We start from the raw sequence: 26246 nt of genomic DNA, 5'->3' as shown, positions 1-26246 counted from the left end.
ATGAATGATATTTCAAAGAAAGTATTATCTAGCTCTATATTAGTACTGTTAACTAGGTTCTTGCAAAAGTCACTGGGTTTTATCAGCACCTTAGTCTTGGCAAGAATGCTTACACCAGAAGATTTTGGTGTTGTCGCATTTTTGGCATTAACTACAAATTTCTTTTATGTCCTTGCAGTAACAGGAAATTACCAGTACCTCATAAGTAAACCTATTTTGGAAGATGATGATTTAAACACGGCTTTAACAATTGACCTGATGATAAAATCTGTATTCTGGATATCATTATGTTTATTAGCGCCCACCATATGCTCATACTTTGGTAAAGAAAGTGTATTAAACGCCCTTTATGTATCATCTGTAGTTATTATTATAAGGGCATTGAAAAATCCTGGTTTTGTACTCTATACAAAGGATTTAAATTATAAGTATTTTTTTAAGTTAGAACTTTCAGCAAAAATACTGTCATTTTGTGTCGTGATAATTTGGGTATTAGTTGATAAAAGTTTCTGGGCATTAGTAGCCGGTGATGTAGTAAGTGCATTAGTGTTGGCGATTGGATCATATTATCTTCATCCATACCGCCCTAAAATAAGTTTTAAAAAATTTGGTGAACAATGGAATTTTTCTAAGTGGATGTTTTTAAAAGGTAGTGTTGGGTATGCAAAAGCTAATTTAGATCAATTGTTTGCAGCAAAACTGTATTCGACTAGCCAATTAGGTAACTACTATATGGCAAAAGATATTTCATTATTGCCTGCGTACAGCTTGATAAACCCAGCCTGTGACCCTTTACTTCCAACTTTTTCAAAGTCAATAAATAATGGTAAAGAGTTTAGCTATCGCATTAGTTTCTCACTTGTATTGGTTAATATTATTGCTTTTCCTGTTGCCATCTATCTAGGCTTGTTTTCTCCATATTTGGTTAGTATATTGTTGGGAGAACAATGGTTACATATTGATAGTTTGGTATCAACATTCGCTTTACTAATGTATTTGTCTTGCTTTGGCCCTATTTTAAGTCATGCTTGCATAGCTAAACAAAAAGTGAAAACTATATTTGTTATTGATTTACTATCTTTGCTGCTCCTTAGTGGAGCATTGTATATTGTTGACGTACAAGTTGTAACGGAGCTTGCTTTAGCAAAAGGTTTAGTACATACAATCATTATTACCGTTTATTTTTTCTATGTGAAAACGTTTGCAAGTTTATCGCTAAGGCGACTAGTCATTATTTCATTACCTACTTTAATTTCCGGTTCATTGGCTGCTTCTTCTGTCTATATAATGCCTGAATGGGGGGGCACGATTTCTATTATGTATTGGCTATTTCATAGTTTGGTTTTTACTTTCGTTTACCTTTCATTTTTTTTAAGTATCACTTATATATTCAGACAAGAAGCCGAATATCAGCATTTTTTTAGATTAATAAAGCAAGTATTAAATAAATAGGATTCAATAGATGAAAATATTTGTAGTAAACCTTGATCAGAGAAAAGATCGATTAGATTTTATGGTAACTCAATTTATAAAGCTTGGGCTAGAGTATGAAAGAATATCTGCAACCAATGGTAAGCAGGTTTTTAATGAATCAAAATTATTTAACCGCTACAGATTCTTTTTAGAAAATCGCCAGTATTTGGTTCCAGGCGAGTTGGGCTGTGCCCAATCTCATATAAATATATGGCACCGTATAATCGAAGAAGATATCGATTATGCTGTAGTTCTTGAGGATGATGTGTTTATTAGGCCAGAATTAAAACAGGTATTTGAAGACATAAATCTAATATCTAATTTTGATTACCTCAAAATAGATGACTGTCATCTGCATCAATATGAAATGATTTCTGGCAATGAAACATTGAATCACGATATTACTAACTACAAAGGCTCTTTATATAAAAAACATATAGGGAAACTTTTTAGTGCTTATGAATGTGATCCGGTACCATACGGTACTGGTGGATATATTATTTCTAAGCAGGGTGCTAAACAATTCATTAAGGCATCTAAACGAATGTATTACGCAGTAGACTTATTACCTCGATATGCGGCAGGAAAAATTCGGCAAGGATTCTTAAGTCATGCAATAGTGATTCCCATGGACGTTTCTGATAGTGATATTGGGGATAGAAGTAAGGGCATAAAATTGAAGTTTTTTGAACGGCTTATATGGGTATTTCATAAAACATTTAATAAGAGAAGGTTAAGGCAGTTTGATTTAACAATTATGTACAAAAGTAGAAAGGAAGATAAATGAAATTTGGAATAGTAATACCACTCAAGTCAAAAAAAATATCCCGTGATTGGCAAGTTACTTGTGACGCTTTGAAAAATACAATAAATTCAATCGTTAACCAATCTGACTCTATGTTTACAGTCATAGTAGCAGGGCATGATTGTCCTTTGTTTCTCTTAGCTCTGAATGACGCAAGAATTCGTTTTGTTGAAGTTAATTATATAGCACCAGATCGAACTGGTGCAAACTTTACAATTAAAGATTTAATTAACGATAAAAATTTAAAAATTATTACAGGATTAAATGCCTTAATCGGTGAGCAAATTGATTGGGTTTATCAATTAGATTCTGACGATTTGATTCGTTCTGATTTTATTGAGTCAATACGTAATTTTCCTCAAGTTCCCGCTATAATAATTGAAGGTGGCTACTTGCTATACCAGTCAGCTTATAGGGTTATTGAAACTAATGAACTTGATAATTTATGCGGTTCAACAGTTGTAGTAAACAAAAAGTATTTAGATTTACCAGATGTGATTTCATTGGAAAAAATTCATGATATCCCTTGGACAAAATACCGTCATATGAATATTTATAAGTTTTTTCTAGGTCTTGATAAAGAATGCATTCGTACTCAAGAAAAGCTAGTTACCTACTTACTTGCAAGTGGAGATAATTTTAGCGATAGATGGAGAGATAGTTTATTCAAAAAGCTAAAGTGGAAATTAAAACCATACATCCAAGGCAGTAAAATAACTAAAGAATTCAAAAAAAAGTTTGCAATAGGTTAATATTATGTGTGGTATTTTAGGGGAAATTAATTTTAATGGAACAATCGACAAAGGTCGTTTTAAAGCTATGCGCGATACTATGCCTTATCGTGGCCCTGACAGTAATGGTCTTTGGTTTGATGACGAAAATAAAATAGGTTTAGCGCATTTACGCTTAAGTATTCTTGATCCTACTCCAGCAGGGTATCAGCCACGGGTTGAAGCAGCACATAATTGTGTAATTTCTTATAATGGTGAAGTTTATAATTACCTTGAAATACGCGCCGAATTAGAAAAGAAAGGTTATAGCTTTGAAACTGGTGCCGACACTGAAGTAGTGCTTAAAGCATACATTGAATATGGTTATGATTGTTTAAAGCACTTCAACGGCATGTTTGCCATCGCTATTTGGGACGGTAATAAAAAGGAATTATTCCTCGCACGTGATCGTCTTGGTATAAAACCACTTTATTATTTACATAATGACGATGAATTTATGTTTGCTTCTGAAACTAAAGCTATATTAAAAGGTTTAGATAAAAAGCCCGCGCTGAATGTACAGTTGATCGATAGTTATATGAGCTTTGGATATATTCCAGGTGAAAACACATTACACCAGGGAATTAAGCGTTTAATGCCTGGGCATTATGCTGTTCTTAAAAGCGGAGAGGTAAATGGTGAAGAGCCTAATAAGCAAGAATTAACCATTACCCAATATTGGGATCTTAAATTCAACAACAGCAATAGTCAGGATAAAGGTTTTGATTATTACGTTGATGGTAGTAAAAAATTATTAGAAAGCGCAATCGATTTACGTTTACGCAGCGATGTACCGCTTGGGATTTTTCTTAGTGGCGGTATTGATTCTAGTGCTGTTGTTGGTTTATTAGCTGACAAAGTTAAAGAGCCCCTCAAAACTTTTTCGATAGGTTATGACTTTGGTAAAGGTTTTGACGAAACCCCTTATGCCCAAATTATTGCCGATAAATTTAAAACTGAACATCATGAAATAAAAATAACACCTGCACAGTTTAAAGAGTTTATTCCTGAATATATTGCATTAATGGATGAACCCGTTACCGAAGCAGCTGCAATCTCGCTATTTCTTGTCGCTAAATTAGCCAAAGAAAAAGTTACCGTTGCCTTATCTGGTGAAGGTTCCGACGAAATTTTTGGTGGTTACGATTTATATCAGTATATGAATGTATTAGACAAATATCGCGCGGTAGTTGGTCAAACAGGTAGTAACTTCTTTGCAGGTATTGCCAATAAAGTGTTCGGTAAAAGCCATAAGGTTTCGAAGTATCTAACCATGGCAACATTACCGATAGAAAAACGCTATAAAGGTATGTCTACTTATCCTGACCATGAAAAAGAAGCGCTGTACAAACCTGAATTTAAAGCAGAGATAGAAACAGAAAATCAAGTGTCTAGTCGCAACTATACTGAAAGTCTTTTTGACAAAGTCAAAGGTGAAGATACTTTAAGTAAAATGCTCTATTTTGATACTAAAACTTGGTTGGTAGATGACTTGTTAATTAAAGCTGACCGTATGAGTATGGCGGCTTCGCTTGAATTACGCGTGCCCTTTTTAGATTATCGTTTAGTTGAATTCGCAGCAACAATCCCAAGTAAGCATAAAATTAAAAAAGGTGAAGGCAAATATCCGTTAAAGAAAATGATGGAAGGTATTCTACCTAACAACATTATATATCGTAAAAAGATGGGTTTTCCAACGCCATTAAAATTGATGTTTCAAAATGAATTGAGAAGCTATGCTGAGAATTTATTATTATCGGCTGACACTAAATTACTGCAGTTTTTCAAGGTGTCACGTATAGATCAACTTATTGAAGAGCATAATAATGACAAGTTTGATCATCATAAAACGTTATGGCAGTTAGTTGTACTTGAAGAATGGCTGAGAAAAAATACTGATTAAACGATGAGCAAAAACAACGGAAGTTATTATTCACATATTGATTCACTGCGAGCTATCGCAGTGTTTACCGTTATTTTATTTCATATAAACCATGATTATTTGCCCGGCGGTTTTGTTGGGGTTGATATATTTTTTGTAATTTCTGGTTTTTTAATTTCTAGCCAACTTTTCAAATCTGTTTCCAATAATACATTCTCAATAAAAGACTTTTATGCAAGACGAATAAAACGTATTTTACCTGCTGCCTTTTCAGTGATCTTTATCACTGTTTTAATTGCTCAGTTTTTATTTTTACCTGAAGACGCTAAAGAAGTAGCAGATTCTGGCATTTGGTCGGCATTTTCTTTATCTAACGTTTACTTTTGGAAGTTTCAAGATACTAGTTATTTTGCAGCTGGCAGCTATACAACACCTCTTCTGCATTACTGGTCATTAGGAGTAGAAGAACAGTTTTATATTTTTTGGCCTATTATTGTTTTAGTGTTATTGCCTAGACTCAATAAATTTATACTTATTGCACTTTTAATAATAACGATTATTACTTCTGCAACAATTGCACAATTTATGCTTAAGGAACATCATTCTTTTGTCTATTACATGCTACCAACTCGTGCAGGTGAGCTTTTAGTTGGAGCTCTTTTGGCTGGATTACTACACTTTAATATTATAAAAAAGCCTAAATATAGCAGTCCGTTATTCATTGTCGCTATTATTGGTATTGTTGCGTCATGCCTATTTATTACTTCTGATATGATCTTTCCCGGTTGGCTTTATTTAGTGCCTACAGTATTCGCAGCATTATTTATTTGGTCTGGATTTAATCAAACATCCTCTATAGCTGAATGGTTAAGCGCTTCACCCGTTTTGTGGTTAGGTAAAGTGTCTTATTCTGCTTATTTAGTTCACTGGCCTCTTTTAGCCTTTTACCGTTATGGCTACGGAGAGCCTACACCTTTTACTTCAATTTTATTATTCATAAGTATTCTATTACTTTCATGGCTAAACTGGAAATATGTGGAAGAGCGCTTCAGATATGTAAATTTTTCATTCAGACAACTCACCATTCAACAATTCATATTACCTTCTCTGGCTATTATCTTAATATCTGGATTTGTTATTAAAACTAATGGTTTTGGCGTTCGTTCTGATAACTATCAAATCAAGTTTAAAGAATTAACAAATGAAGCTAAAGCAACAAATCAATACAATTATATTTGCCAATATTGGCGACTAGAAGAAAAACACTTTACTGATATAGACTGTGTTGTTGGTGATAATAAAGAGACGGATATATTATTGTGGGGTGATTCTAATGCGGCTCATTATATAGGACTAATAGGGAGTATTGCTAAAAATAAAAAGTGGTCATTTAGGAACATTTCGCATGCCTCCTGCCCGCCTATATTTAATGATGTACAACCATTTGTCAAAGTAGATAGGTATGATGATTGTCAGAGTTCTATTGACTTAGTAAGATCTAAGCTCGATCAGTATCAAACGATTATAATCTCAGCTGCTTATGACTATTACGCCAGAAAATCACCTAGCTTCATGGCCTATTTTGAGCAAACGATAGCAGCACTTGTTGAAAGTAACCATCAAGTGATAATCATTGGTAAAGCACCTGTCTATAGAGATTTTGACCGACACTGTTTAGCAAAAAGTATTATATATCCTTGGAAGAGTTGTTCTGAATTAGAGCAATATAATAGATTAGAAATTGACGCTATAAACACTAGATTGCTAACGTTTTCAAAGACGCAGCCACATGTTAGATATATCGATTTCAATGAAGAACTATGCGAAGGGAGTTGTAGTCCTTATAAAGACGGCATGCCTATATATTTTGATCCAAGTCATATTGAAATACAGTCCTCTTGGCGGCTTGGTAAACATATTATCGAAAATAATAAAATTCCAACATTATTTGAAACACTGATTTCTACGAGAGAGTAAATGTCTACTAGATTAAAAATAATAGCCATTAGCTATTTATTTCCAAATTGTAATCAACCTAATCATGGCATATTTGTTTTAAATCGTTTAAAAGCGATGAGTAAATATGCTGATATTACGGTTATCAACCCTATCGCAGATTCTCCGCTACATAAACAAATAAGTAAATTTGCACACCTGCAAAGTATTCCTGAATTAGAAGTTATAGAAGGTATTGATGTACATCATCCTCGCTACTTTTCTATTCCGGGTCACTTGAAATCAATAGAAGTGTTAACTTATCGACGAGCAGTTCAAAAAGTACTTGATGAAATTGGTTATGACTTTGATCTAATTGATTTACATTGGACTTTTCCTGACTTACCTTGTGGATATTGGCTTTCTAAAAAAATTAATAAACCTTTTCATGTAACACTTCGTGGTATGGAAGCATTTCACTTACAAGACTCTGGTTTAAGAAAGCATATTGTTGCTCATTATCTTAAAAAGGCAAGTAAAGTAATATCTCTTAGTGAGGAGATGGCACGTAAAGCCGATGAATTGTCAAATACAGCAGAACGAACGGTAGTTATTAGAAATGGTGTTGATACTGATAAGTTTTATTACTTAGATCAAAACGAATGTCGAGAAAAGCTCTCTCTGAAAAATAACGATAAAATTATATTAGGTGTTGGTGCGCTTATTCATCGTAAAGGTTTTGATTTGGTGATTAAAGGGCTAGAGCAAGTAATAACAATACAGGGTTTAGAAAACACTAAGTTCTATATTTTAGGCGCTCAAGGTCCTGAAGGTGATTATAGAAAAGAGCTTAACCAATTTATTAAACAACACAACTTACAAGATCATGTTGTTTTTGTTGGTGCTGTTGATAATAATCAACTAATTACTTGGTATAACGCTGCTGATGTATTTTGTTTAGCGAGCCGCGGCGAAGGTAGCCCTAATGTTCTGACTGAAGCCTTGGCTTGTGGTACACCTGCAGTAGCAACTAATGTTGGTAGTGTGCCTGAAATAATGGCGAGTGAAGATGATTTAGGATTTTGTGTACCAAATGAAGGTATGAAAGATATCTCAAATAAGATCATCGAACTGCTGAAACTTAAACACGACCGTCAAAAGCAAGCTGTGGCTTTTAGTAAATATACTTGGGATTGGTCTGCTAAAAAAGTGATGGGGATTTATAATGGATAAAGGTTATTCTCTTTATTTAGATGTTTTACGTTTTACTGCGGCCATGGTTGTTTTTTTCTCGCATGTAGCGAGCCAAGAATTAACAGATGGATTTTTATGGCAATTTAAGGCCTATTCACAAACAGCCGTAATGATTTTTTTTGTAATGTCTGGTTACGTTATAGCTTTTGTTACGCATGAAAAAGAAAAGAATATTACAGACTTTGCTATCGCTAGAGTTTCAAGGCTTTGGTCGATTATTATTCCTGCTCTAATTCTTACAGCTATTTGTGATTATATAGGTTTACAAGTTAATGAAAATTTATATATAAATTCAGCATGGCCTTATCCTGACGGCTCTCAGGTGATGCATTATTTATTGTCATTTTTTTTGGTGCAAAATCTTTGGGGGGCAGATTTGAACCCAGGTATAAACGGACCTTTTTGGTCTTTAACGTACGAATGGGTTTACTATATATTATTTGGGCTTTTTTATTTTCTAAAAGGTAACAAAAAATGGTTGTGGCTTATGCTGGTGGCTGCTTTAGCGGGACCTTCAATTCTGGCATTGTTTCCTGTTTGGATATTTGGTTATGCATTATTTCGGTTGAAATTAAATTTGAAAAGCAGTTTTGAGTTTTCGTATGTTAAGGCTGGCTTTGCAATTTTAGCTATTGCTTTAATCATTTTTGTTGGACCTCACGTCAGACAAATTAATACGTCAATCAGTTGGTTGACTAGAACTAATATCGCAGGCGATTACTTTGATGCAAGTATGTTTGTTATTCATCTATATTTTTGTCCACACTTAATAAGCTTAATCAAACCAATACTAATTCGCTTTGAAAAAATTATTAGGTGGAGTGCATCACTTACATTTGCACTTTATCTATTTCATCGACCTATTATTCAATTGATAGCTGCTATTTATGATGGGCCGCAGGAAAATAATCTTTATAGACTAATTATGGTTGTGATTACATTTATTATTGTTGCTACTATAGGCCGTTGGTGTGAAAAGAAAAAATATTCTTTTAAACAATTTATACATAGTTTGAAGTTTAAAATGAGAAAATGTATAAATTGAGTTATTTTGAGTTTCTCAATTCATTTGCATAACTATTTCTAACTTTAGATTTTTTAATAAACAAATATTTAATTATCAAGAAAGATAACTTTATGAGTGAAAATAGTTATTTTCACTCAATACCATTGAAAATAGATGGCTAATTTTTGATAGTTGATAGTTGATAGTTGATAGTTGAAAGTAAAGTTATCTTATCTAGTATAATTTTTTTATTATGCAGAACATTACTGTTTATATTAATGAATACAAACCTACAGTGGTACTGTCTAGCGTAAATGATGAAGTGCGATATACCATTGGAGGAACTTCAACTGAGCTCATCTAAAACCCGCTCCCTGTTTTTCTCATATATTTCCTATTAGGATCTGTAAAGCTTATATTTGGGGTAAAGTTAAGACTCTCTTCGCTTATATCAGAGTCTTGAAAATTTACTGTGGTCTTCTCTGTTGGCTCGGTTGTTGGTGTTCTGGAAGAAAGGCGTAGCACATATATCACTACTCGTCAAATTAGTGCTAACATATTCAATTTTGTTAAGAATAAGTGTTTTATTATTACTGTAGTTAACATTTATGTTAATAAGTGGGGTATTCCCTGCTAGTTCCGTAGGTAAATCATAATTACTCACTTGATATTGGTTAGGTTTAATCGTTATAGACTCCATAGAGTACCAATCACCTACGGGATTTTGAAAACGGCGATTAAAGTCATTAAAACTAATCATAGGTGTAAAATTTACTTGTATATCACTATTGTTATACCAGATAGCTCGTATAGTATCCCCTGCATTTAAAGTTAAACCAATGCCTGTGACTCCTTGAAAGTCGTAACTACCATTTTTACCTATGGTAATCGTTTTTCCTAGCTTAAAATTCTTCGTATATTTATCAGATATTACTGTATCAAAACGACTCGAAAGGATTAAATCTGAGCTCGATTTTTCTCCAAAATTTACAATACCAGAGCACTTTTTAATATTAAAGTCTTCTTCAGATTTTATTGGCATTCGTATATTATTTATAATTTGATTACCCTTGTGATCTTGTAGTAGTACTTTTACAGTATAGTCTCCTTCTTCTTCAGGTGTCCCTGTAATAAAGCCTGATTTATCAAGTGATAAACCAATAGGTAATGGCGATAAGTTTGTAAAACTATAAGGAGCAATACCCCCAGATAAAATAATTTGAGAAGAATAGTAGTGGTCTTTTATTGCTTGTTCTACTTGAGAGGTTTTAATCTTTAATGGGTAATTAATGATAGAAATTGGATAGGCAATGGTTTTAATTAGGTCGATTGTTCTTATATTTCCAACATTAGGTATTGTTTGTTCTTTGAAATCAATCTGCTCTTGCTCAATATTACTTCGGTTAGATATATCTTTTATTGCAAAGTAAATAGTTACTCCATCAGTTAATTTCTTTGAATGAAATTGAGATAATTTTATAGCAGCCCAAAGGTTATTATAGCCAGCGTTGGGTTTAATTATTTCACCTAAATTATTATTGTGGTTACGGTTGAAATTTAAAGTTTGCTCTGGTGTGTAGGCTTGTTCAAAGTTTAATAGAGTAATAGGAGAAAAAGAATATTTTATTTGGTATTTTGCAAAACATTCTAAACAGCGATATTTATCTGAAAAACTCACATCAAATATTTTATCTTGTGGATCATATCCTATGCCTAGGTTGTTAATTGTTTCGTCATTTTCGTATAAAACGAGGCTTGTTTTAATATCATCTATATAAAAAGTGTAGGGCGATGTACTTTTACTAGAAAACCCAGCGACAAAAGATATAGCAGTGGTATTGTTAAAATAAGCGATTCCATCACCAGGATATTCATATCCTCCAACTGAAAATGCACTATAGGGATTACGTGAACCACTGTTATGGTGTTGTGGATGTGCATCAAATTGTATTTTAGTCCACCCTCCCATAGGGATATTTGAAATACTATGATAATAATGACCTTGTCTGCTCGTGTTTATAAACGGATACATGGTAAACGTTTGATTAGGACGTGCCAACGAACTTGATTTTTTATAATAATCAATAGACTCTTTCACTTTGGGCATTAAGACCCATATGGAAAGTCGGTTTTTATTCTGTAGTGCGGGTAATGGTGTTGTGGAGTTTTCAGTCTTATAATAGAAACTGAATGCCCCCAAAAGTATTTGCTCTAAATCACCAAAGTCCTCTTCTGGGCTCTCTGACAAATCACTTTTAGAAAAAATTGGTGAACCAGAGTAACCAATCACACCTGAGGCCATTTTATAGGCCCCTCCAGTTAAGTTTACTTCAAGAGAGCTACCTGTTATAGAAAGTTTGTCGTTGCTATCTATATAACCGTATCGTAGCCAGCCCATATGTTCGTTGTTACGATAATTGTAATAAGGGTAAAACTTTAGACCATCGCTAGAGCATAATTTTGAAAATTTTTCACCCGCATAAATACCACAAGAAGTAGATCCTTTGTCAACATAACTCCAATTATCAAACCCATTTTCAATGAGATTATCTTTAAAGTTAAAATTAAATAAGGTTTCCGAATAGACATTAGTTGAAATCATTAAAATAAATAATGAAAATGTAAACGATATTAAATGATTAATTATACTTTTTGAAATGAGCAAACAGGTATCTTTAGATGTAACGGTGAGCTTATTCATTATAGACTCCAGAACTATCCCTCTACAGTTAGGGCAAAATGAAGTTCTAATTATATAGTAGATTAGTATTTTTTTATGCAAAGTGGAATGTAAAATATTTGAAATTAGTAAACTTTAGCTAAACGTACAATTAATATTTTCTCCATGTTGACCCTGTAACAGATTTTGTGTAACTGCCAGGTTTAAATAACATCTTTCAAACGGTCTTCAAATTCAATCATAAAACGATTCAAGGCCGTTTTCCAATTTCTTATCGGCATCGTCCACTTTTTAGATGCTTGTTCAATCGCTAAATAGATAACTTTTTTAGCCGAATCATCATGCGGAAATAGTTTACGCTTTTTAATGGCCTTACGGATAACACTGTTCAGTGACTCAATCGCATTGGTGGTATAAATGGCTTTGCGTATATCATTAGGATAGTTAAATATTGTGCTGACGTTTTGCCAGTTACTGCGCCACGAACGCGATATACTGGGGTATTTACTGTCCCAGCGTTGCTCAAATTGGTCGAGCGCCATCAAACCCTCCTCTTCGGTTACTGATTGATATATTTGCTTTAAGTCGCCAGTAACCTCTTTATAATCTTTCCATGGCACAAGCTTCAATGAATTACGCACCATATGCACAATACAGAGCTGTACCTGCGTTTGGGGATAAACGGTATTAATGGCATCAGGAAAACCTTTAAGGCCATCGACACAGGCGATGAGAATATCTTTTACCCCTCGATTTTGAAGTTCAGTTAACACGTTGAGCCAGAACTTAGCCCCTTCATTTTCGGATATCCACATGCCGAGCAATTCTTTATGGCCTTCAATATTGACGCCTAAAGCCAGATAAACTGCTTTATTAATAACGCGTTTGTCTTGCCATTCAATCACTTGCTCAATAACGGCGTTCGTTACACGAGAAATAAGCGAGGGTGACACATCAGCATCGTACATTTCCTTGAAGGTAGCGACGATATCACGCGTGGTCATGCCCTTGGAATACAGGTATAAAATTTTGTCGTCCATCGAGGTGAAGCAGGTTTGGTTTTTCTTCACAAGTTGAGGTTCAAAGCTTGAATCTCTATCGCGTGGGGCATCTAAATCGACTTGACCATCTTCGGTTCTGATAGTCTTCGATGAATAACCATTACGGTAGTTATTTTGCTGAGATTGTTCATGGCGAGCGTAACCAAGGTGTTCGTCTAGTTCAGCATTAAGTGCTGCTTCGACCGTTATCTTGGTTAACATTCTACGAAAGTCAGTTAAGTCTGCTTCCGTCTTAATTGATTTAGCCGCTTGCTTACCAAACGCTTCGAGTTCTTTCTTATTCATAATCTGCCTATCCTTAACCCTACATGGGTATTAATAATAGGCAGTTACACAGATTTTGTTACAGGGTCCACATGTTTCTTTCTATCTATTTATGCTTTGCTGGTTATATAACCTTGCATATATTTTAATAGGTATTACAGAGTATAAGTATTTTTATTATAGCTAAATGTTATTTAAGTTATAACAGCATTTTAACCAGTAAAATCGAGTGAATGACTTTTGTCTGTTTTTGAACGACGCCAACTACAGTTTTTTTAATACGGCCGAGTTAATTGGACTTCCTGATATGAAATAACTGTTTTCATTAAATATTACTTTCAGTTTTTTATTAATGTCTAATGCTCATTTTATAACGTAGATCTGTTTGTTTAATCTGTTAAGAGCAAACAGGTGATTAACTAACTTGAAATAAATCATACAATTTTATAAATTATCATCATAACAATAGAGAAAACCTTTTATTCGTCGGATTAATGCTTATTAATCGTGCCGATTAACTATGATATTTAATAAAATATTTTGTAATGTTCTTGCCTTGCCCTCTCTATTAAAGTTATCAAGGTCTCTTTGAATTAAACCGTTGTAATTTTTAATTAAGGCTTTTAATGATTTTTGTAATTCATTAGAGGTATTTCCAGTATAAATGGCATTAAATTGAGCCGCTAGCTTATACGTTTCCCCCTCGGTATCTGCCTTAACTAAAAGTGGTCTATTAGTTCTTAAATATTCATATACTTTGCCAGGTATTTGCTTATTAAATCGTTTGTCTTGAATGAGTAAAAGAGCGTCTGCATTCATCATGTTATTTAACGCATTCAAAAATGGAACAGGCTGGATAAATTTAACCATATTATGTAAATTGAGCTGGGTTACCTTGTCTTTAAATTCGTTGCCTTCGCCAGCTCCCTGAAAAATAATTTCAAAATTATTATCATCAATAAAATCTTGTTTTTTTAATGCTGCGATAGCTTCAAAAACGGGGATTGGGTCCCGACCATTTGGGTATAAAACACCACTATAATAGAGGGAGAATTTTTCCTTTGAAAAGGGGGTGGAGTTATCTTTTAGTAGTTTCAGTTTTTCAAAATTCGCTTCATCATAACCATTTTCAATAACGGTGTTTTTTCCTGCTACAAGTTCTGTATATGTATCTTCATATAAATCTCTAACGGCGCTTGTCGCAAAGGTTAAATGTTGAGCGTTTGTTAGCGTATTTCGATCAATTTTTTTGTGAAAACGGTCTAACCATTTACCTGCGGTACCATTCATATAGTGAAAAGGGTCACGATAATCTGCTACCCATGGCGTTTTAAATTTCTGCGACAATTTGTTAGCTATATAATGCGTACTGGGAATAGGTGAAGAAGACCAAATAACATCAGGTTGGTGTTCTACTATTATCTTTTTCCCTTTTGAAATCGCCGATGGTATCCAAGTTAAGCCCCATCTGTCGGGTGTTGCCATTAACTCAAGATACTTTCCTTTAAACGATAACTGTCGCTGTACGTCTAAAGCAGTAGTTCTAAAAATCAAGTGGTCAGTATTGTCTTGGTATGTATTGTCTTTGTTAACATAAGCATGGGGTTTAGCTGTTAATACAATGACTTTCCATCCCCATTGTTTTAAATAGCGATAAAAACTTTCTATTCTAGGTACTGAAGCTCCGTTACTTGGCGGAAACTCGAATGCTACCATGAGTAATGTTTTAGACATGTTCACCTGCTATTTTTGCGATGGATAAAGCGAATAAGGGTAATTGTTTTCTATAAGGCATGAACCGAGGTACAGTATAGATATTTGTAGACGTAAATGCACCACCATCGTTGGTAGAGAATGCCGCTTTAAAGCCCATTTTTTTAGCAATGTCGCAGTGTTCAAAGGTGAAGTCTCTTTCAAAAAAACCATTTGGAAATGCAACGAATTCTATTTTTTCGCTAATTATAGCTTCTAAGCTGTTTTTGTTAGTTAATAATTCTTGCTGGCAATCATCAATTTTTTCGGTTGTTAAAATAGTATGGTTGTGTGTATGAGCACCTATTGTGAATCCGTCTTGATGAAGCTTTTTAATTTGGTCTGTTGTCATCATGGTGCGTTTGAATTGTACGTGGCCTAATTCACTCGCTAACTTGTTTAATTGTTGCGTTCTTTTTTCATGACTCAAAAACTTTAATTTACTGAGTAGCAGTTGAAATGCTGCTATTTTTTCTATTTTATTATTAATGATTATTGATTCATCAATTACATTGGCTGAAATTTCGGTAATCGCCGTACTAACTAATAACTGTTCAACTTTGTCGTTCCATAAGTAACCTTCCTCAACACCACTGGTTGAAATAAAGAAGGTAGCAGGACAATTATGCTTTTTTAATATAGGTGCAGCCACGGTAAAGTTGTCTTGATAACCATCGTCAAAGCTAATAACTAATGCTTTAGGTGGTAAACGTTTAGCTTTTTGCAACTCCATAGCTTCTGATAACGCTAAAATATTAAAATGTTTCTTTAAAAATTTTATTTTTTCCTCGAATTCTAAAGCTGTTATATCATCTGGATGATACTCATTCTTATGTTCGAATACATGATGAAAATAAATAATTGCTAACGGGTTTTCTTTAAATTTGATTCGAGATCGCCAGTATATTATTGATAAAAGTAAATCTAACATATTTTGTTTAACGTCCTTTTTAAATGATTGGCAATTTTAGATATTAAGTGGTTCCCAGTTTAATCTATCAAGTAATATTTTCAATTGCTGTTTTCGGCGTTTGTTGAATTAAGTATTAGCCGATTGGTTTAGATAAGAATGACGACTTTAATCTTTTCATTAAATAACTTTAGTCCTTTTTATACTTTCAATTTGTGAAAAATAATTTTAGCCAAAGTAAATCTTATTTAACTGATAAGGATCATTGAATTGTCAGTTAGTTTCGCCTGATTAATAACCACTATTGATTTGAAAGAAAGCATGTTCTAGCTTAATTATACCTGTTATTTTTTAGCGTTCTGTTTAGCTTGTTTATACTACTACATTGCTAGCCAAAATAATTAGCCAAAGTAATAGACGGAAATAACTTTAAATATTATAAAATGAATGGATCCTGGTGTTTCTCCTCATATTATTGCACGTGTTTAAGTGACCGATATGGTATTTGTTTACGTTCAGGTTTTCATTGTGCTCAACCACTACGCTACATCGATTTTATAATGTACCTGCTTCTTTACGCTTATCATTTTGGTTATATAATACTGAAAATGAGATTGAACAAGCGATAAAAGGTATTGCTAACTTAATTAATTTAGTTAGATAAAAGAATAAATACAGCCTAATATATAGTTCTAGTTATTCATGCCTAGTAAATAATTGAATCAATGTTATTTACTAGGAACTAAAGCCCTATTTATAAAATACTGAAGTGTACGAATGAAAAAAATTGTGTTTTTATTGTTTTTTACTATTGCTTATTATTCCAATGCAGAGCAGGTTTTTGTTGATGGAAAAGAGTTTCAGTCGTTACAGGAAGCAAAAACAGCGATTAAAGATGGTAGTGTGGTCTATTTGAAGGCAGGTATTTATACACAAGGGCTTAATATTAAAGCCAGTAATATAGACATTATTGGTGAAAAAAATGTTATTTTTGACGATGCCGCAGTAGGTGGTAAAGCTGCTTTAGTGCTTTCTGGGGATAATGTGCTAGTTGAAAGTATAGAGTGTCGTAATATTTATGTGAAAGATTTAAATGGTGCTTGTATTCGTTTCGAGGGAGAAAATTTAACGATTCGTAATTTATACGCTCATGATAGCCAGTCAGGTGTGATGACGAGTTATAATGATGGCTTTTTAAAAATAGAATATTCGACCTTTGAGCGCCTCGGTGGAAAAGCTACAGGTAGAGGTTATGCGCATGCTATTTATGCGAATGTGGGTGTGTTTAGTTTTTTTGAAAGCAAAGTGGTCTCTATGGGTAAAGAAGGGAGCGGTTTAAAATCGCGTTCACGTAAAACTATTGTAACCAACAGCTTGCTTGCAACCCTAGACGGCAAAGACAGTCGTTTAATCGATGTAGCCGATTACGGTGAGTTAATAATTAAAAACAGTATTTTACAACAGGGGAATAATAGCTCTAATAGTCAACTTATTGCATATGGTTTAGAAAAACGTCCTATAAATTATTCGATTAATAGAATTGAAATTACTGACAACTTGTTTTTATTAGATCGCGAGAAAGCGAACGTAATTATTGCTCATAAAAATGCAGGTGAAGTTCTGATTGAAAATAACACCATGATAGGTGATTATTTATATCCCAATGAATTTAGTAAAAGAAACCCTTGGTATATTAGTAGAGAAAAGGCAAAATTACTCCCATACCCGTATTTACCGAATATTTCAGATTTACGCCAACTCATTAATAGCATTAGTATTGTGGGTGAACGAAACTAACACGGAAGAAAACTTTGAATATTATGCCTGAAACTAATAGCTTGAATATTACTATTCGCCTTCTTGATGCAGAGAATACTCAACTTTGGGATGATTATGTTAGCAAGCATAATAACGTTTCTATTTATCATTTGTCTGCTTGGAAAGGCTTAATAGAGAAAACGTTTAATCATAAGTGCTATTACTTTTATGCCGTTAACGAACATAATGAAATTTGTGGTGTGCTACCTAGCGTAAACTTAAAAAGTAAATTATTTGGACATTACATCGTATCAATGCCTTTTTTTAATTATGGCGGTGTACTGGCTGATAATCAAGAAATTACCGATAGCTTAAATGCACGTTTGCAACAACAAGGCAGTGAAAGCAGCGTTAGCCATATTCAGTATCGGGAACAAAAAGAACGAAAAAATAGTGCTATAGCCGTATCCACCGATAAAGTTAATATGGTACTTACGTTACCTGAATCTGCTGATGCATTAGGGAAATTAATTGGTTCTAAACGACGCTCTCAAATTAAACGCCCCATTCGTGAAGGTGTTGAACATAAAATTGGCGGTATCGAGCTATTAGATGATTTTTATTCTGTTTTTTGTCAAAACATGAGAGATCTTGGAACACCAGTTTATAGTAAATCATTTTTTAAAAATATTTTTGCAACTTTTAGTGAGAATGCTTCTTTAGTTGTTGTTTATTGGCAAGGAAAACCCGTATCTACTGGATTTTTAATCCGCTATAAAGACCGCATGGAAATACCTTGGGCAAGTACGCTTTCTTATGCAAATCGAATTTCAGTTAATATGTATATTTATTGGCAAATATTGTCTCACGCTATTGAAAGTGGCTGTACTGAATTTGATTTTGGTCGCTCAACTATTGATGCAGGAACTTACAAGTTTAAAAAACAGTGGGGCGCCGAACCACAGCAATGCTATTGGTATCATTGGGTGCCTGAAGGTGGTGAATTACCTAATTTATCTCCTAGTAATGCCAAGTTTGATTTGGCGATTAAAATGTGGAAAAAATTACCTTTGTCAGTTGCTAATACTTTAGGTCCATTTTTGGTTAAAAATTTACCTTAAAAATATTTTCGTGATTGAGTTTTTTTTATTAAGTATGAAGGAATAATTAGATGTATGAATGCAGCTGGCATCTAATTATTTACTATGAGAATAGTTTTTTTAGCTTGTTTTTTAATTGTATTAGTGAATTTTCAACTTTAAATTTTATTAAGTCTTTTTGTACTACAATATAGCTGTGATTATCTTGGTGACTTGATAATGACTTTTTATATCTTGCTTCTCCAGCCAAAAAATCATACTTATAAATAGCGGGTCTATTTTCAATTAACCACTGAATGAATAAGGTATGCAGGCTTAGCCCTAGCTTTATGCGATTGTCTTCAATTGGTTTAAAGGCACTTAAATAAAAGTAAGCACAATTGTTATCAATAAAGCAGTATAAACACCCCAGTAATTCACCATTAACTTTTAAATTAGCAATAACGGTTTTATTTGTAGGGTGTATTTCATTCATTAGGTTGTGATGAAAACTGGTGAAACTAGGGTTAATAAAACCACTTGGTGTATCTGTTCGTTGCCATTTATCTATGTGCCATTGCTTGCACTTTTTTAATATTTGATTTTGTTTTTCGGGATCTTCTGCTACCGAAAACTCATACGCTCCGAGTTCAGATAATAATTTATAGCTTCGTTTAATTTGTTTTCGAGTGTTTTTAGATAAAGAAGACAAATAATTATCAAGGCTGACTGTATTTTTTAGATTAAGATAGTAGCCATTTTCAGTGTATGCGCTTGTTGTGTTGTACTTTGATGATGCAGGTAATTTAAATTGTTCAGGGGTGTTGTGGTACATTGCGATTATAAATTCATCTACTTTACTGTGTTGTAAAAGCAAGGTTTGCCAAATAGATTCTATTATTAGTTCTTTGTTTTCATCGGTTGTTAAAAAGTTATTATTCTCAATCCATATTTGATCACTACTACCAACTCCACTTCTATGTAAAAACCATTGTGTACTTTTAAGTACAGTGTAACGTGTGACTTTTTGTTCAACAAAAACACCTAAACCAACAACTTGATTGTCTTGGGTGGCTTGCACAAGTATTAACTTCTCAGACGCGTCTAGTTTTTTTAACCAAGGCCCAATCCATTTCCAACTTAAAAAGAATAAAGGTGAAGATTTAGCTTCTAGCGCTTGCCACTTTTCTTTTAAAACTATAACTTGTTTAGATAAAAGTGGATTGATGGTTATTTGAACGGTATTTAACTCAGTTTGTTTATTTTTTACATTCAATTTAGATGCCTATTACGATAATATAGTCACACTTATTAATCTTACCTTTTTATTGTGTTGCTAGTTTATTGGAATGTAAAGCATAAATATTAAAGAGAAAAGCAGATATTTTAAAATGACAAATATAATCGTACATCTTGTCTATAGTTTTGGCTGTGGAGGCCTTGAAAAAGTAATTGCCAATTTAATCAATCATTCTTCCCAGTATGACGTAGAGCATGTACTTGTCTCTTTAACTGATGACATGAGTATGGTTGATCAAATAGACGAAAAAATTAAAGTGTTTGTTCTTGATAAACAGCCCGGTAACGATATTAAAACACACGTTAAGTTATATTCTTTATTGAAAAAGCTTAAACCACGGGTAGTAAATACATATAACTTCGGCACCATTGAATATCATTTAGTGGCAAAAATGGCAGGCGTTCCTATCCGTGTTCATAGTGATCATGGTAGAGGGGGCGATGATCCTGCGGGTAAAAGTAAGCCCCACAACCTATTTAGAAAATTCATTGTGAATTTCATCACCGAATATATTGTTGTTTCGTATGATTTATACCAATGGGTTTTAAACGATATTAACGTGAAGTCGTCAAAACTTACCTTGATCTTTAATGGTGTTGCCGTACCTCAAGCTAAAGAATTTGTAAGTGCTGAGCCTAAAGTATTTGTTACCGTTGGCCGTTTAGACAAAGTAAAGAATCAGAAATTGTTAATTAATGCTTTTGCTCAGGCAGTAAAATCGATACCAAGTTTTGGCAACTGTAGTTTGAATATTGTTGGGAATGGTCCTTTATTTAATGAGCTACAACTGCAAATAGAAGCATTGAAAATGCAAAAGCATATACATCTATTAGGTTTTAGGGATGATATAACTACTATTCTTAACGATTCAGATATATTTGTATTGTCGTCAGTATATGAAGCGATGCCGATGACTATTTTAGAGGCCATGGCCAATAAAACCCCGGTTATATGTACAAACGTTGGGGGTATTTCTCAATTTATTACGGAAGATCAGGCCTGGTTTGTAGAGTCTAATAATTGTGATGCACTAACAAATAAATTAAATGAAGTTAAAAACAATAAAGAAAGCCAATTAATAAAAGTTAATAATGCTTATCAGTTGGTTAATGAAAAGTACGCCATGAAAGAAATGGTTAAAGCGTACATGGATAAATACTCTATAGTTGAGAATAGGAAATCAAAATGAAAATAGGCATTATCGTTGGCACTCGTCCAGAAATTATAAAAATGGCTCCTGTGATAAGGGAATGTCAAAAGCGTAAAATACCTTTTTTTATTATTCATTCTAATCAGCATTATTCAAAAGAAATGGACAGTATTTTTTTTGACGAATTACACCTTCCTGCTCCTGATTATAATTTAGGGGTTGGTTCAGGGTTACACAGTAATCAAACGGGTAACATTCTAATAAAAATGGAACCTATTTTATTAGAAGAAAAGCCTGATGTTGTTTTAGTTCAAGGTGATACTAATACTGTTTTAGCCGGCGCACTAACCGCTTCGAAGTTGAATATTAAAGTAGGCCATATTGAAGCGGGTTTACGTAGTTATGACCGTACTATGCCCGAAGAAACAAACCGCATAATGACGGACCATATTAGTGAGTACTTATTTGCAGTAGGTCCTAATCAAGAAAAAATCTTGAAGTCTGAAGGTATTGCTAGCGATAAAATATATACAGTAGGTAATACTGTTTCTGACTCCCTATTTCAGCATTTAGATATTTCGGCAAAAACAAGCAATATTTTATCTGAGTTAGATTTGCATGCAGGTGAATATTTTTTAGTTACAGCTCATCGCGCTTCTAATGTTGATATAGCATCAAACCTTTTAGAGTTACTTCATTTATTTGATGAAATGCATAAGCATTATACAGGTACCATTGTTTGGCCAATTCACCCTCGAACGCAATCAAAATTAAAAGAATTCAATATTGAAGTGCCTAGCTACCTGCAATTAATTGCCCCTGTTGGATATTTAGATTTTATTCAATTACAGAAACACGCTAAATTAATTTTAACTGATTCTGGTGGGATTCAAGAAGAGGCATGTTTGTTAGGCGTTCCGAGTTTAACCTTAAGAGAGAATACTGAACGCCCAGAAGCGGTTGAAGTTGGCGCAAGTGAGCTTGTTGGGCGTGATGCTGTAAAAGCGGTTAAGGCAGCAGCAAAATGGTTAAGTCGTGACAGTTACTCTTGGGATAATCCTTTTGGTGATGGTCATGTAGCCGAGGCTATTCTTGATATAGTGATTGCTGATAATACTGAATTTATTGAACAACCTATAGTTGCTAAGAATGAAACGCTCGCTGTTATTGGTATGGGATATATGGGTTTGCCTATTTCAAGCTTACTTGCTCAAGCAGGCTATTCTGTAACAGGTGTTGATTTAAGTAAGGACAAGGTTGATTCAATTAATAGAGGAGAGTGTCCTTTTGATGAAGACGGCATGCCAGAGCTGGTAAAAAAAGTTGTAGAACAAGGCTTTTTAGTGGCTTCAATGACTATTCCTTCTTGTGAAACTTATTTAGTGGCAGTTCCAACACCACATAAAAATAAGCAATGTGACCGCTCTTATGTTTTTGCAGCGGTTGATGCTATTGCAAAAGTCGCTAAGAACGGGCAAACAGTCATCGTTGAATCTACTATCTCACCACAAACCAGTATAGAAGTTGAAAAACGATTAGCAGCTAAAGGCTTACAACTTGATGTTGTTCATTGCCCTGAAAGAGCTATACCTGGGCAAACATTATATGAGTTAGTGCATAACGATAGAATTATTGGTGCGTCGAATCCTAATGCTCAGCAAAAAGTTAAAGCTATATATCAAAGCTTTGTTGATGGTCAGGTGTTTTTAACCGATTTAACAACAGCGGAGTGTGTCAAATTAGTTGAAAACACCTCGCGTGATGTAGGTATTGCTTTTGCTAATGAGTTAGCACAAGTGTGTGAAGAGCTTAAAGTAGATGTGAATGAAGTTATTAAGTTAGCTAATCGTCATCCTAGAGTTAATGTATTAAATCCGGGGCCAGGGGTTGGCGGCCATTGCATACCAATTGACCCTTGGTTTTTAGTTGAAAATACTAAAGCAGGTGATTTTATCAGGTTAGCGCGCAAAGTTAATGACGAAAGGCCAATTGTTGTGGCAGAAAAAGTGCTTGAACGACTAAAAGAAAATGGGGGGACCAAAATAGGTATCCTCGGTGTTGCTTATAAAGCCAATGTAGATGATTGTAGAGAAACTCCAGCACAGCCTATATTAAAACATTTTGAACAGGCAGGTGTTGAGGTGCGTTACCATGATCCATATGTACCAGCGTGGGAATGTGATCGAGTTGACAATATTGAGGAAATACTCGAATGGGCAGATGTGATTGTGCTTGTTACTGGACATGAATGTTATAAAACGTTAAAGCCACAAAAATCAATCGTAGACAGCTGCGGACTCTTAACGTTAATGAAATAGGCTTTCGACAAAAGAAATATCGTGTATAAAAAATACTTATTAACAGGGAACAAGCATGAGAAATAATCTAAAAATAAAAAAAGCAATTATTATAACATCCATGTGTTTGATCGGTATTGTAGCCTGCGGTGATAAAAACAACTCCGCAGAATATATTGATTCAGCCAAGCAATTAATTGTTAACAATCAATATAAGGCAGCCATTGTAGAATTAAAAAATGCACATAGATTAGATCCAAATAATGCTGAAATTAGGGGGCTATTAGGGAAATCCTATTTACAAACAGGAGACGTGTTGTTTGCTGAAAGTGAATTTGAAAAAGCAATAACTAGTGGCCTAGAAGCTAAATCAATTATTCATGAATTATCTCGAACGTATTTATTATTAAATAAAGAAGATAAACTTAAAGAATTGTTAACGATTAATAATTTGAATGAACAACAACAAATTATAGTCAATATATATATTGGTATGATGTATGTCCAAAACAGTAAAATTGAAGAAGCAGAGTCTTATATTGCACAGGCAAGTGAACTAAGTGAAGATAACTTATATTCAAAGTTGGGTATGTTGTGGCTGAAGTCTAGTACTTCTTCTGATGGTGCGCTGGCTGCGGTTGAAGAACTGTTAAAAGTTGATAATACCCTCAGTGAGGCAATATTATTGAAAGCGCATCTATTAAGATCAAAAGGTGACGATTTAGCCGCTGCTTCAGTATATAACGACTATTTAAACTTACATCCATTAGCACATCATGTGAGAATTTTTAAAGCATCGGCATTAGTAAAAGGAGAAGAATTTAAAGAAGCGGAAGGCGAAATTGATTTTCTTTTAAATTTATATGCCAATCACCCTATTTTGAATGAATTAAAAGCGGTTACTCGATTTTATGATAATGACTTTGAATCAGCAGAAGCTTATGCGCGAAAATCAATGAATGCTGATCCCGATAGATCATTAGCAACGCTAATAGGTGGTATCAGTTCCTTTAAACTAAACAACACTGAGCAAGCATATCGTTATTTAGTTACTTTAGATAAAAAACTAGAACATGGACACATAGGCAAGAAAATATTGGCAATTACTCGTCTTAAATTAGGGTATTTAAATGATATCGCCAGTGAATATTCAGTTGACACTGATATTACAGATTTTGATATAAAAATGTTAACCGCGACCAGTAAAGCCATAGCAAAAAAAGGTGACCTATTAAAAGCAAAGGAAGTTTTACGTAATATAGACATTTCTCAAATAAGCAATATTGATAAACTTACTCAATTAGGGCTACTTAAATTGTCCCTAGATAATGCTGAAGGCTTAGAAGAATTACGAAAGGCAGTTGATTTAAATTCACAGAATATAGAATCAAAAATCATTTTAGCTGTATCTTTGATTTCAAAAAATGAATTGGATGAAGCTGAAAAGCTATTGATAACTTGGATACAGAGTTATCCAAATGAGCCAGATTTAAAAGTAGCATTGGCTGAAGTTGACATAAGACGACAACGTTTTGATTTAGCAGAGTCTAAGCTTAAAGAAGTAGTAAACGCATACCCTAAGAATATTTCGTCACGTTTTAGGTTATCCCAACTTGCACAAAAGCAAAACAATAACCTCGAAGCACTAGCCTTATTGAAACAAATTATTGAAATTAATAGTAAGCACGGTGGTGCATTAAGTAATTTGATTACTTTATCAAAAGATAAAGAATTAAAAGTACAAGAATACCTTTTGTCTAAGTGGACCGCAGATGAGTCAATTGAACTTTCAACTGCTTTGGCACAATCTTATGCTGCAATTAAAGAGTATGACAAATCGATTGAGTTATTAGACAAAGTCGATAACAAGCAGAGTAGCCTCCATTATATTTTGATGGGAGACATTTATTTAGACGCTCAAGATATTGTTGAAGCTGAAAAAGCTTATAGTATGGCTGTAGACAAAAATAGTGCTGATATACAAGCGATTACTAAATATGCTTTGTCACTTGAAATGCAGAAAAAATATCAAAAAGCACTAGAAGTTATTCAAAAGGGCTTAAATAATTCTAATTCAATTGGTGTATTAGAATTACTAGAAGTCAATTATTTATTATTTACCAATCAAATCGCACTCGCTGAAACTAAGTTCAACAGTTACAAGATTAAAGACAATAATCAACCCATTATATTCACTCGATTAGGTGGGCAAATTGCTTTAGCACAACAAAAATTTAATGTGGCGATTATTTACCTAGAAGAGTTAGTCAAATTAGAAAGTAATAAAAAAAATGTATTGATGCTAGCTATGGCCTATGCGGGTAGTCGTAATCTTAATGGCACTATTACAACACTGACTAATTTTCTTGAACAAGAAGATAATATTGATGTGAGAGCAAATTTGGCACAAGTATATATGTCGACAGATCTTGCTTTAGCAAAAGAGCAATATCTACTACTTGTTAAGAAGGTGCCGAATAATTATTTAATTCATAATAATTTGGCTTATGCTGCGGTTAACACTAATGATATGGATTTAGCTATTCAACATGTAAATAAAGCAGCTGAATTGGCACCACAAAATCCACAAGTTATAGATACTCTGGGCTTTGTGAGTTATATACAAAAAGACTATTCTAAAGCCCTTGGTTACTATAAACAGGCAAATGCGCTTGCACCAGATGATAAAGGTATAATAAAGCATATGGCAGATTGTTTACTTAAAATGAATAGAACTGAAGAAGCCAAAGCTTTATTAACGAATGTTAATAAATAAGATGTCAGGTTTTTTTACAATCATATATTTTTAATCTGATGGCTGTAAATTAATTATATAATAAACAGGCACTTGAAAAGTTGGCGGGCGAATT

Annotated in this window: 17 protein-coding genes; 12 read left to right on the top strand and 5 right to left on the bottom strand. The window is 33.7% G+C overall.

The features are described 5' to 3' along the window. The 7 genes from H4J76_RS12480 to H4J76_RS12450 are packed head-to-tail and all read left to right on the top strand — an operon-like array spanning position 1 to position 9164. Positions 1-1452 (top strand): oligosaccharide flippase family protein, encoded by a 1452-nt coding sequence (locus H4J76_RS12480; protein ID WP_182230729.1) that lies wholly within the window; start codon positions 1-3, stop codon positions 1450-1452. 10 nt (positions 1453-1462) lie between these two features. After that, complete coding sequence (locus H4J76_RS12475) at positions 1463-2260, top strand: glycosyltransferase family 25 protein (RefSeq protein WP_182230728.1); 798 nt, start codon at positions 1463-1465, stop codon at positions 2258-2260. Further along, on the top strand, positions 2257-3030 hold the full coding sequence (locus tag H4J76_RS12470; protein ID WP_182230727.1) for a hypothetical protein: 774 nt from the start codon (positions 2257-2259) through the stop codon (positions 3028-3030). Before H4J76_RS12475 ends, H4J76_RS12470 begins: the two co-directional genes overlap by 4 nt. 4 nt (positions 3031-3034) lie before the next feature. Then, a complete protein-coding gene (gene asnB / locus H4J76_RS12465; protein ID WP_182230726.1) occupies positions 3035-4951 on the top strand; it encodes an asparagine synthase (glutamine-hydrolyzing) in 1917 nt (638 codons plus the stop codon). Positions 4952-4954: 3 nt separating this feature from the next. Continuing rightward, positions 4955-6907, top strand: coding sequence for an acyltransferase family protein (locus H4J76_RS12460; RefSeq protein ID WP_182230725.1), 1953 nt, complete (start codon positions 4955-4957; stop codon positions 6905-6907). Further along, positions 6908-8098: a glycosyltransferase gene (locus H4J76_RS12455; protein ID WP_182230724.1), complete on the top strand. Its 1191-nt coding sequence runs from the start codon at positions 6908-6910 to the stop codon at positions 8096-8098. Continuing rightward, positions 8091-9164: an acyltransferase gene (locus H4J76_RS12450; RefSeq protein WP_182230723.1), complete on the top strand. Its 1074-nt coding sequence runs from the start codon at positions 8091-8093 to the stop codon at positions 9162-9164. Before H4J76_RS12455 ends, H4J76_RS12450 begins: the two co-directional genes overlap by 8 nt. A 412-nt stretch (positions 9165-9576) precedes the next feature. Here H4J76_RS12450 and H4J76_RS12445 read toward each other — a convergent pair whose 3' ends face one another. The 4 genes from H4J76_RS12445 to H4J76_RS12430 form a co-directional block, all read right to left on the bottom strand. Next, positions 9577-11826: a hypothetical protein gene (locus H4J76_RS12445; RefSeq protein WP_182230722.1), complete on the bottom strand. Its 2250-nt coding sequence runs from the start codon at positions 11824-11826 to the stop codon at positions 9577-9579. Between the two features lie 182 nt (positions 11827-12008). Next, positions 12009-13151, bottom strand: a complete 1143-nt coding sequence (locus H4J76_RS12440; protein ID WP_182230721.1) for an IS256 family transposase — start codon at positions 13149-13151, stop codon at positions 12009-12011. Between the two features lie 480 nt (positions 13152-13631). Then, positions 13632-14864 (bottom strand): glycosyltransferase, encoded by a 1233-nt coding sequence (locus H4J76_RS12435; RefSeq protein WP_182230720.1) that lies wholly within the window; start codon positions 14862-14864, stop codon positions 13632-13634. Next, positions 14857-15813 carry a polysaccharide deacetylase family protein gene (locus tag H4J76_RS12430; RefSeq protein ID WP_182230719.1) on the bottom strand — a complete coding sequence of 319 codons (957 nt, stop codon included), beginning with the start codon at positions 15811-15813 and terminating at the stop codon, positions 14857-14859. The genes H4J76_RS12435 and H4J76_RS12430 overlap by 8 nt, the downstream gene beginning before the upstream one ends. A gap of 756 nt (positions 15814-16569) precedes the next feature. Here H4J76_RS12430 and H4J76_RS12425 point away from each other — a divergent pair. Both H4J76_RS12425 and H4J76_RS12420 read left to right on the top strand, forming a co-directional pair. Further along, entirely contained in the window at positions 16570-17589 is a 1020-nt protein-coding gene (locus H4J76_RS12425; RefSeq protein ID WP_182230718.1) for a hypothetical protein, read from the top strand. Positions 17590-17612: 23 nt separating this feature from the next. After that, positions 17613-18671, top strand: a complete 1059-nt coding sequence (locus tag H4J76_RS12420; protein WP_182230717.1) for a FemAB family XrtA/PEP-CTERM system-associated protein — start codon at positions 17613-17615, stop codon at positions 18669-18671. Between the two features lie 82 nt (positions 18672-18753). Here the strand turns inward: H4J76_RS12420 and H4J76_RS12415 are convergent, their stop codons facing one another. Beyond that, positions 18754-19905, bottom strand: coding sequence for a GNAT family N-acetyltransferase (locus H4J76_RS12415; RefSeq protein ID WP_182230716.1), 1152 nt, complete (start codon positions 19903-19905; stop codon positions 18754-18756). A 115-nt stretch (positions 19906-20020) separates the two neighbouring features. Here H4J76_RS12415 and H4J76_RS12410 point away from each other — a divergent pair, with 115 nt between their 5' ends. From H4J76_RS12410 to prsT, 3 genes are read left to right on the top strand one after another with little or no spacing between them, the layout of a single operon-like run. After that, complete coding sequence (locus H4J76_RS12410; RefSeq protein ID WP_182230715.1) at positions 20021-21118, top strand: glycosyltransferase; 1098 nt, start codon at positions 20021-20023, stop codon at positions 21116-21118. Beyond that, positions 21115-23397, top strand: a complete 2283-nt coding sequence (gene wecB / locus H4J76_RS12405; RefSeq protein ID WP_182230714.1) for a non-hydrolyzing UDP-N-acetylglucosamine 2-epimerase — start codon at positions 21115-21117, stop codon at positions 23395-23397. The genes H4J76_RS12410 and wecB overlap by 4 nt, the downstream gene beginning before the upstream one ends. 55 nt (positions 23398-23452) lie before the next feature. Then, positions 23453-26152: an XrtA/PEP-CTERM system TPR-repeat protein PrsT gene (gene prsT, locus H4J76_RS12400; RefSeq protein ID WP_182230713.1), complete on the top strand. Its 2700-nt coding sequence runs from the start codon at positions 23453-23455 to the stop codon at positions 26150-26152. The last annotated feature ends 94 nt before the right edge of the window (positions 26153-26246 follow it).

It is taken from the genome of Colwellia sp. BRX9-1, from assembly GCF_014077195.1.
Classification (GTDB): domain Bacteria; phylum Pseudomonadota; class Gammaproteobacteria; order Enterobacterales; family Alteromonadaceae; genus Colwellia_A.
Note: the sequence above shows the minus strand (reverse complement) of the source record. Positions and strands in the feature narration are given on the sequence as shown.

What these genes read in the sequence shown, in the direction of transcription:
- H4J76_RS12480 (WP_182230729.1), top strand. Translation starts at nt 1, where the DNA reads ATGAATGATATTTCAAAGAAAGTATTATCTAGCTCTATATTAGTACTG.
- H4J76_RS12475 (WP_182230728.1), top strand. Translation starts at nt 1,463, where the DNA reads ATGAAAATATTTGTAGTAAACCTTGATCAGAGAAAAGATCGATTAGAT.
- H4J76_RS12470 (WP_182230727.1), top strand. Translation starts at nt 2,257, where the DNA reads ATGAAATTTGGAATAGTAATACCACTCAAGTCAAAAAAAATATCCCGT.
- asnB (WP_182230726.1), top strand. Translation starts at nt 3,035, where the DNA reads ATGTGTGGTATTTTAGGGGAAATTAATTTTAATGGAACAATCGACAAA.
- H4J76_RS12460 (WP_182230725.1), top strand. Translation starts at nt 4,955, where the DNA reads ATGAGCAAAAACAACGGAAGTTATTATTCACATATTGATTCACTGCGA.
- H4J76_RS12455 (WP_182230724.1), top strand. Translation starts at nt 6,908, where the DNA reads ATGTCTACTAGATTAAAAATAATAGCCATTAGCTATTTATTTCCAAAT.
- H4J76_RS12450 (WP_182230723.1), top strand. Translation starts at nt 8,091, where the DNA reads ATGGATAAAGGTTATTCTCTTTATTTAGATGTTTTACGTTTTACTGCG.
- H4J76_RS12445 (WP_182230722.1), bottom strand. Translation starts at nt 11,826, where the DNA reads ATGAATAAGCTCACCGTTACATCTAAAGATACCTGTTTGCTCATTTCA.
- H4J76_RS12440 (WP_182230721.1), bottom strand. Translation starts at nt 13,151, where the DNA reads ATGAATAAGAAAGAACTCGAAGCGTTTGGTAAGCAAGCGGCTAAATCA.
- H4J76_RS12435 (WP_182230720.1), bottom strand. Translation starts at nt 14,864, where the DNA reads ATGTCTAAAACATTACTCATGGTAGCATTCGAGTTTCCGCCAAGTAAC.
- H4J76_RS12430 (WP_182230719.1), bottom strand. Translation starts at nt 15,813, where the DNA reads ATGTTAGATTTACTTTTATCAATAATATACTGGCGATCTCGAATCAAA.
- H4J76_RS12425 (WP_182230718.1), top strand. Translation starts at nt 16,570, where the DNA reads ATGAAAAAAATTGTGTTTTTATTGTTTTTTACTATTGCTTATTATTCC.
- H4J76_RS12420 (WP_182230717.1), top strand. Translation starts at nt 17,613, where the DNA reads ATGCCTGAAACTAATAGCTTGAATATTACTATTCGCCTTCTTGATGCA.
- H4J76_RS12410 (WP_182230715.1), top strand. Translation starts at nt 20,021, where the DNA reads ATGACAAATATAATCGTACATCTTGTCTATAGTTTTGGCTGTGGAGGC.
- wecB (WP_182230714.1), top strand. Translation starts at nt 21,115, where the DNA reads ATGAAAATAGGCATTATCGTTGGCACTCGTCCAGAAATTATAAAAATG.
- prsT (WP_182230713.1), top strand. Translation starts at nt 23,453, where the DNA reads ATGAGAAATAATCTAAAAATAAAAAAAGCAATTATTATAACATCCATG.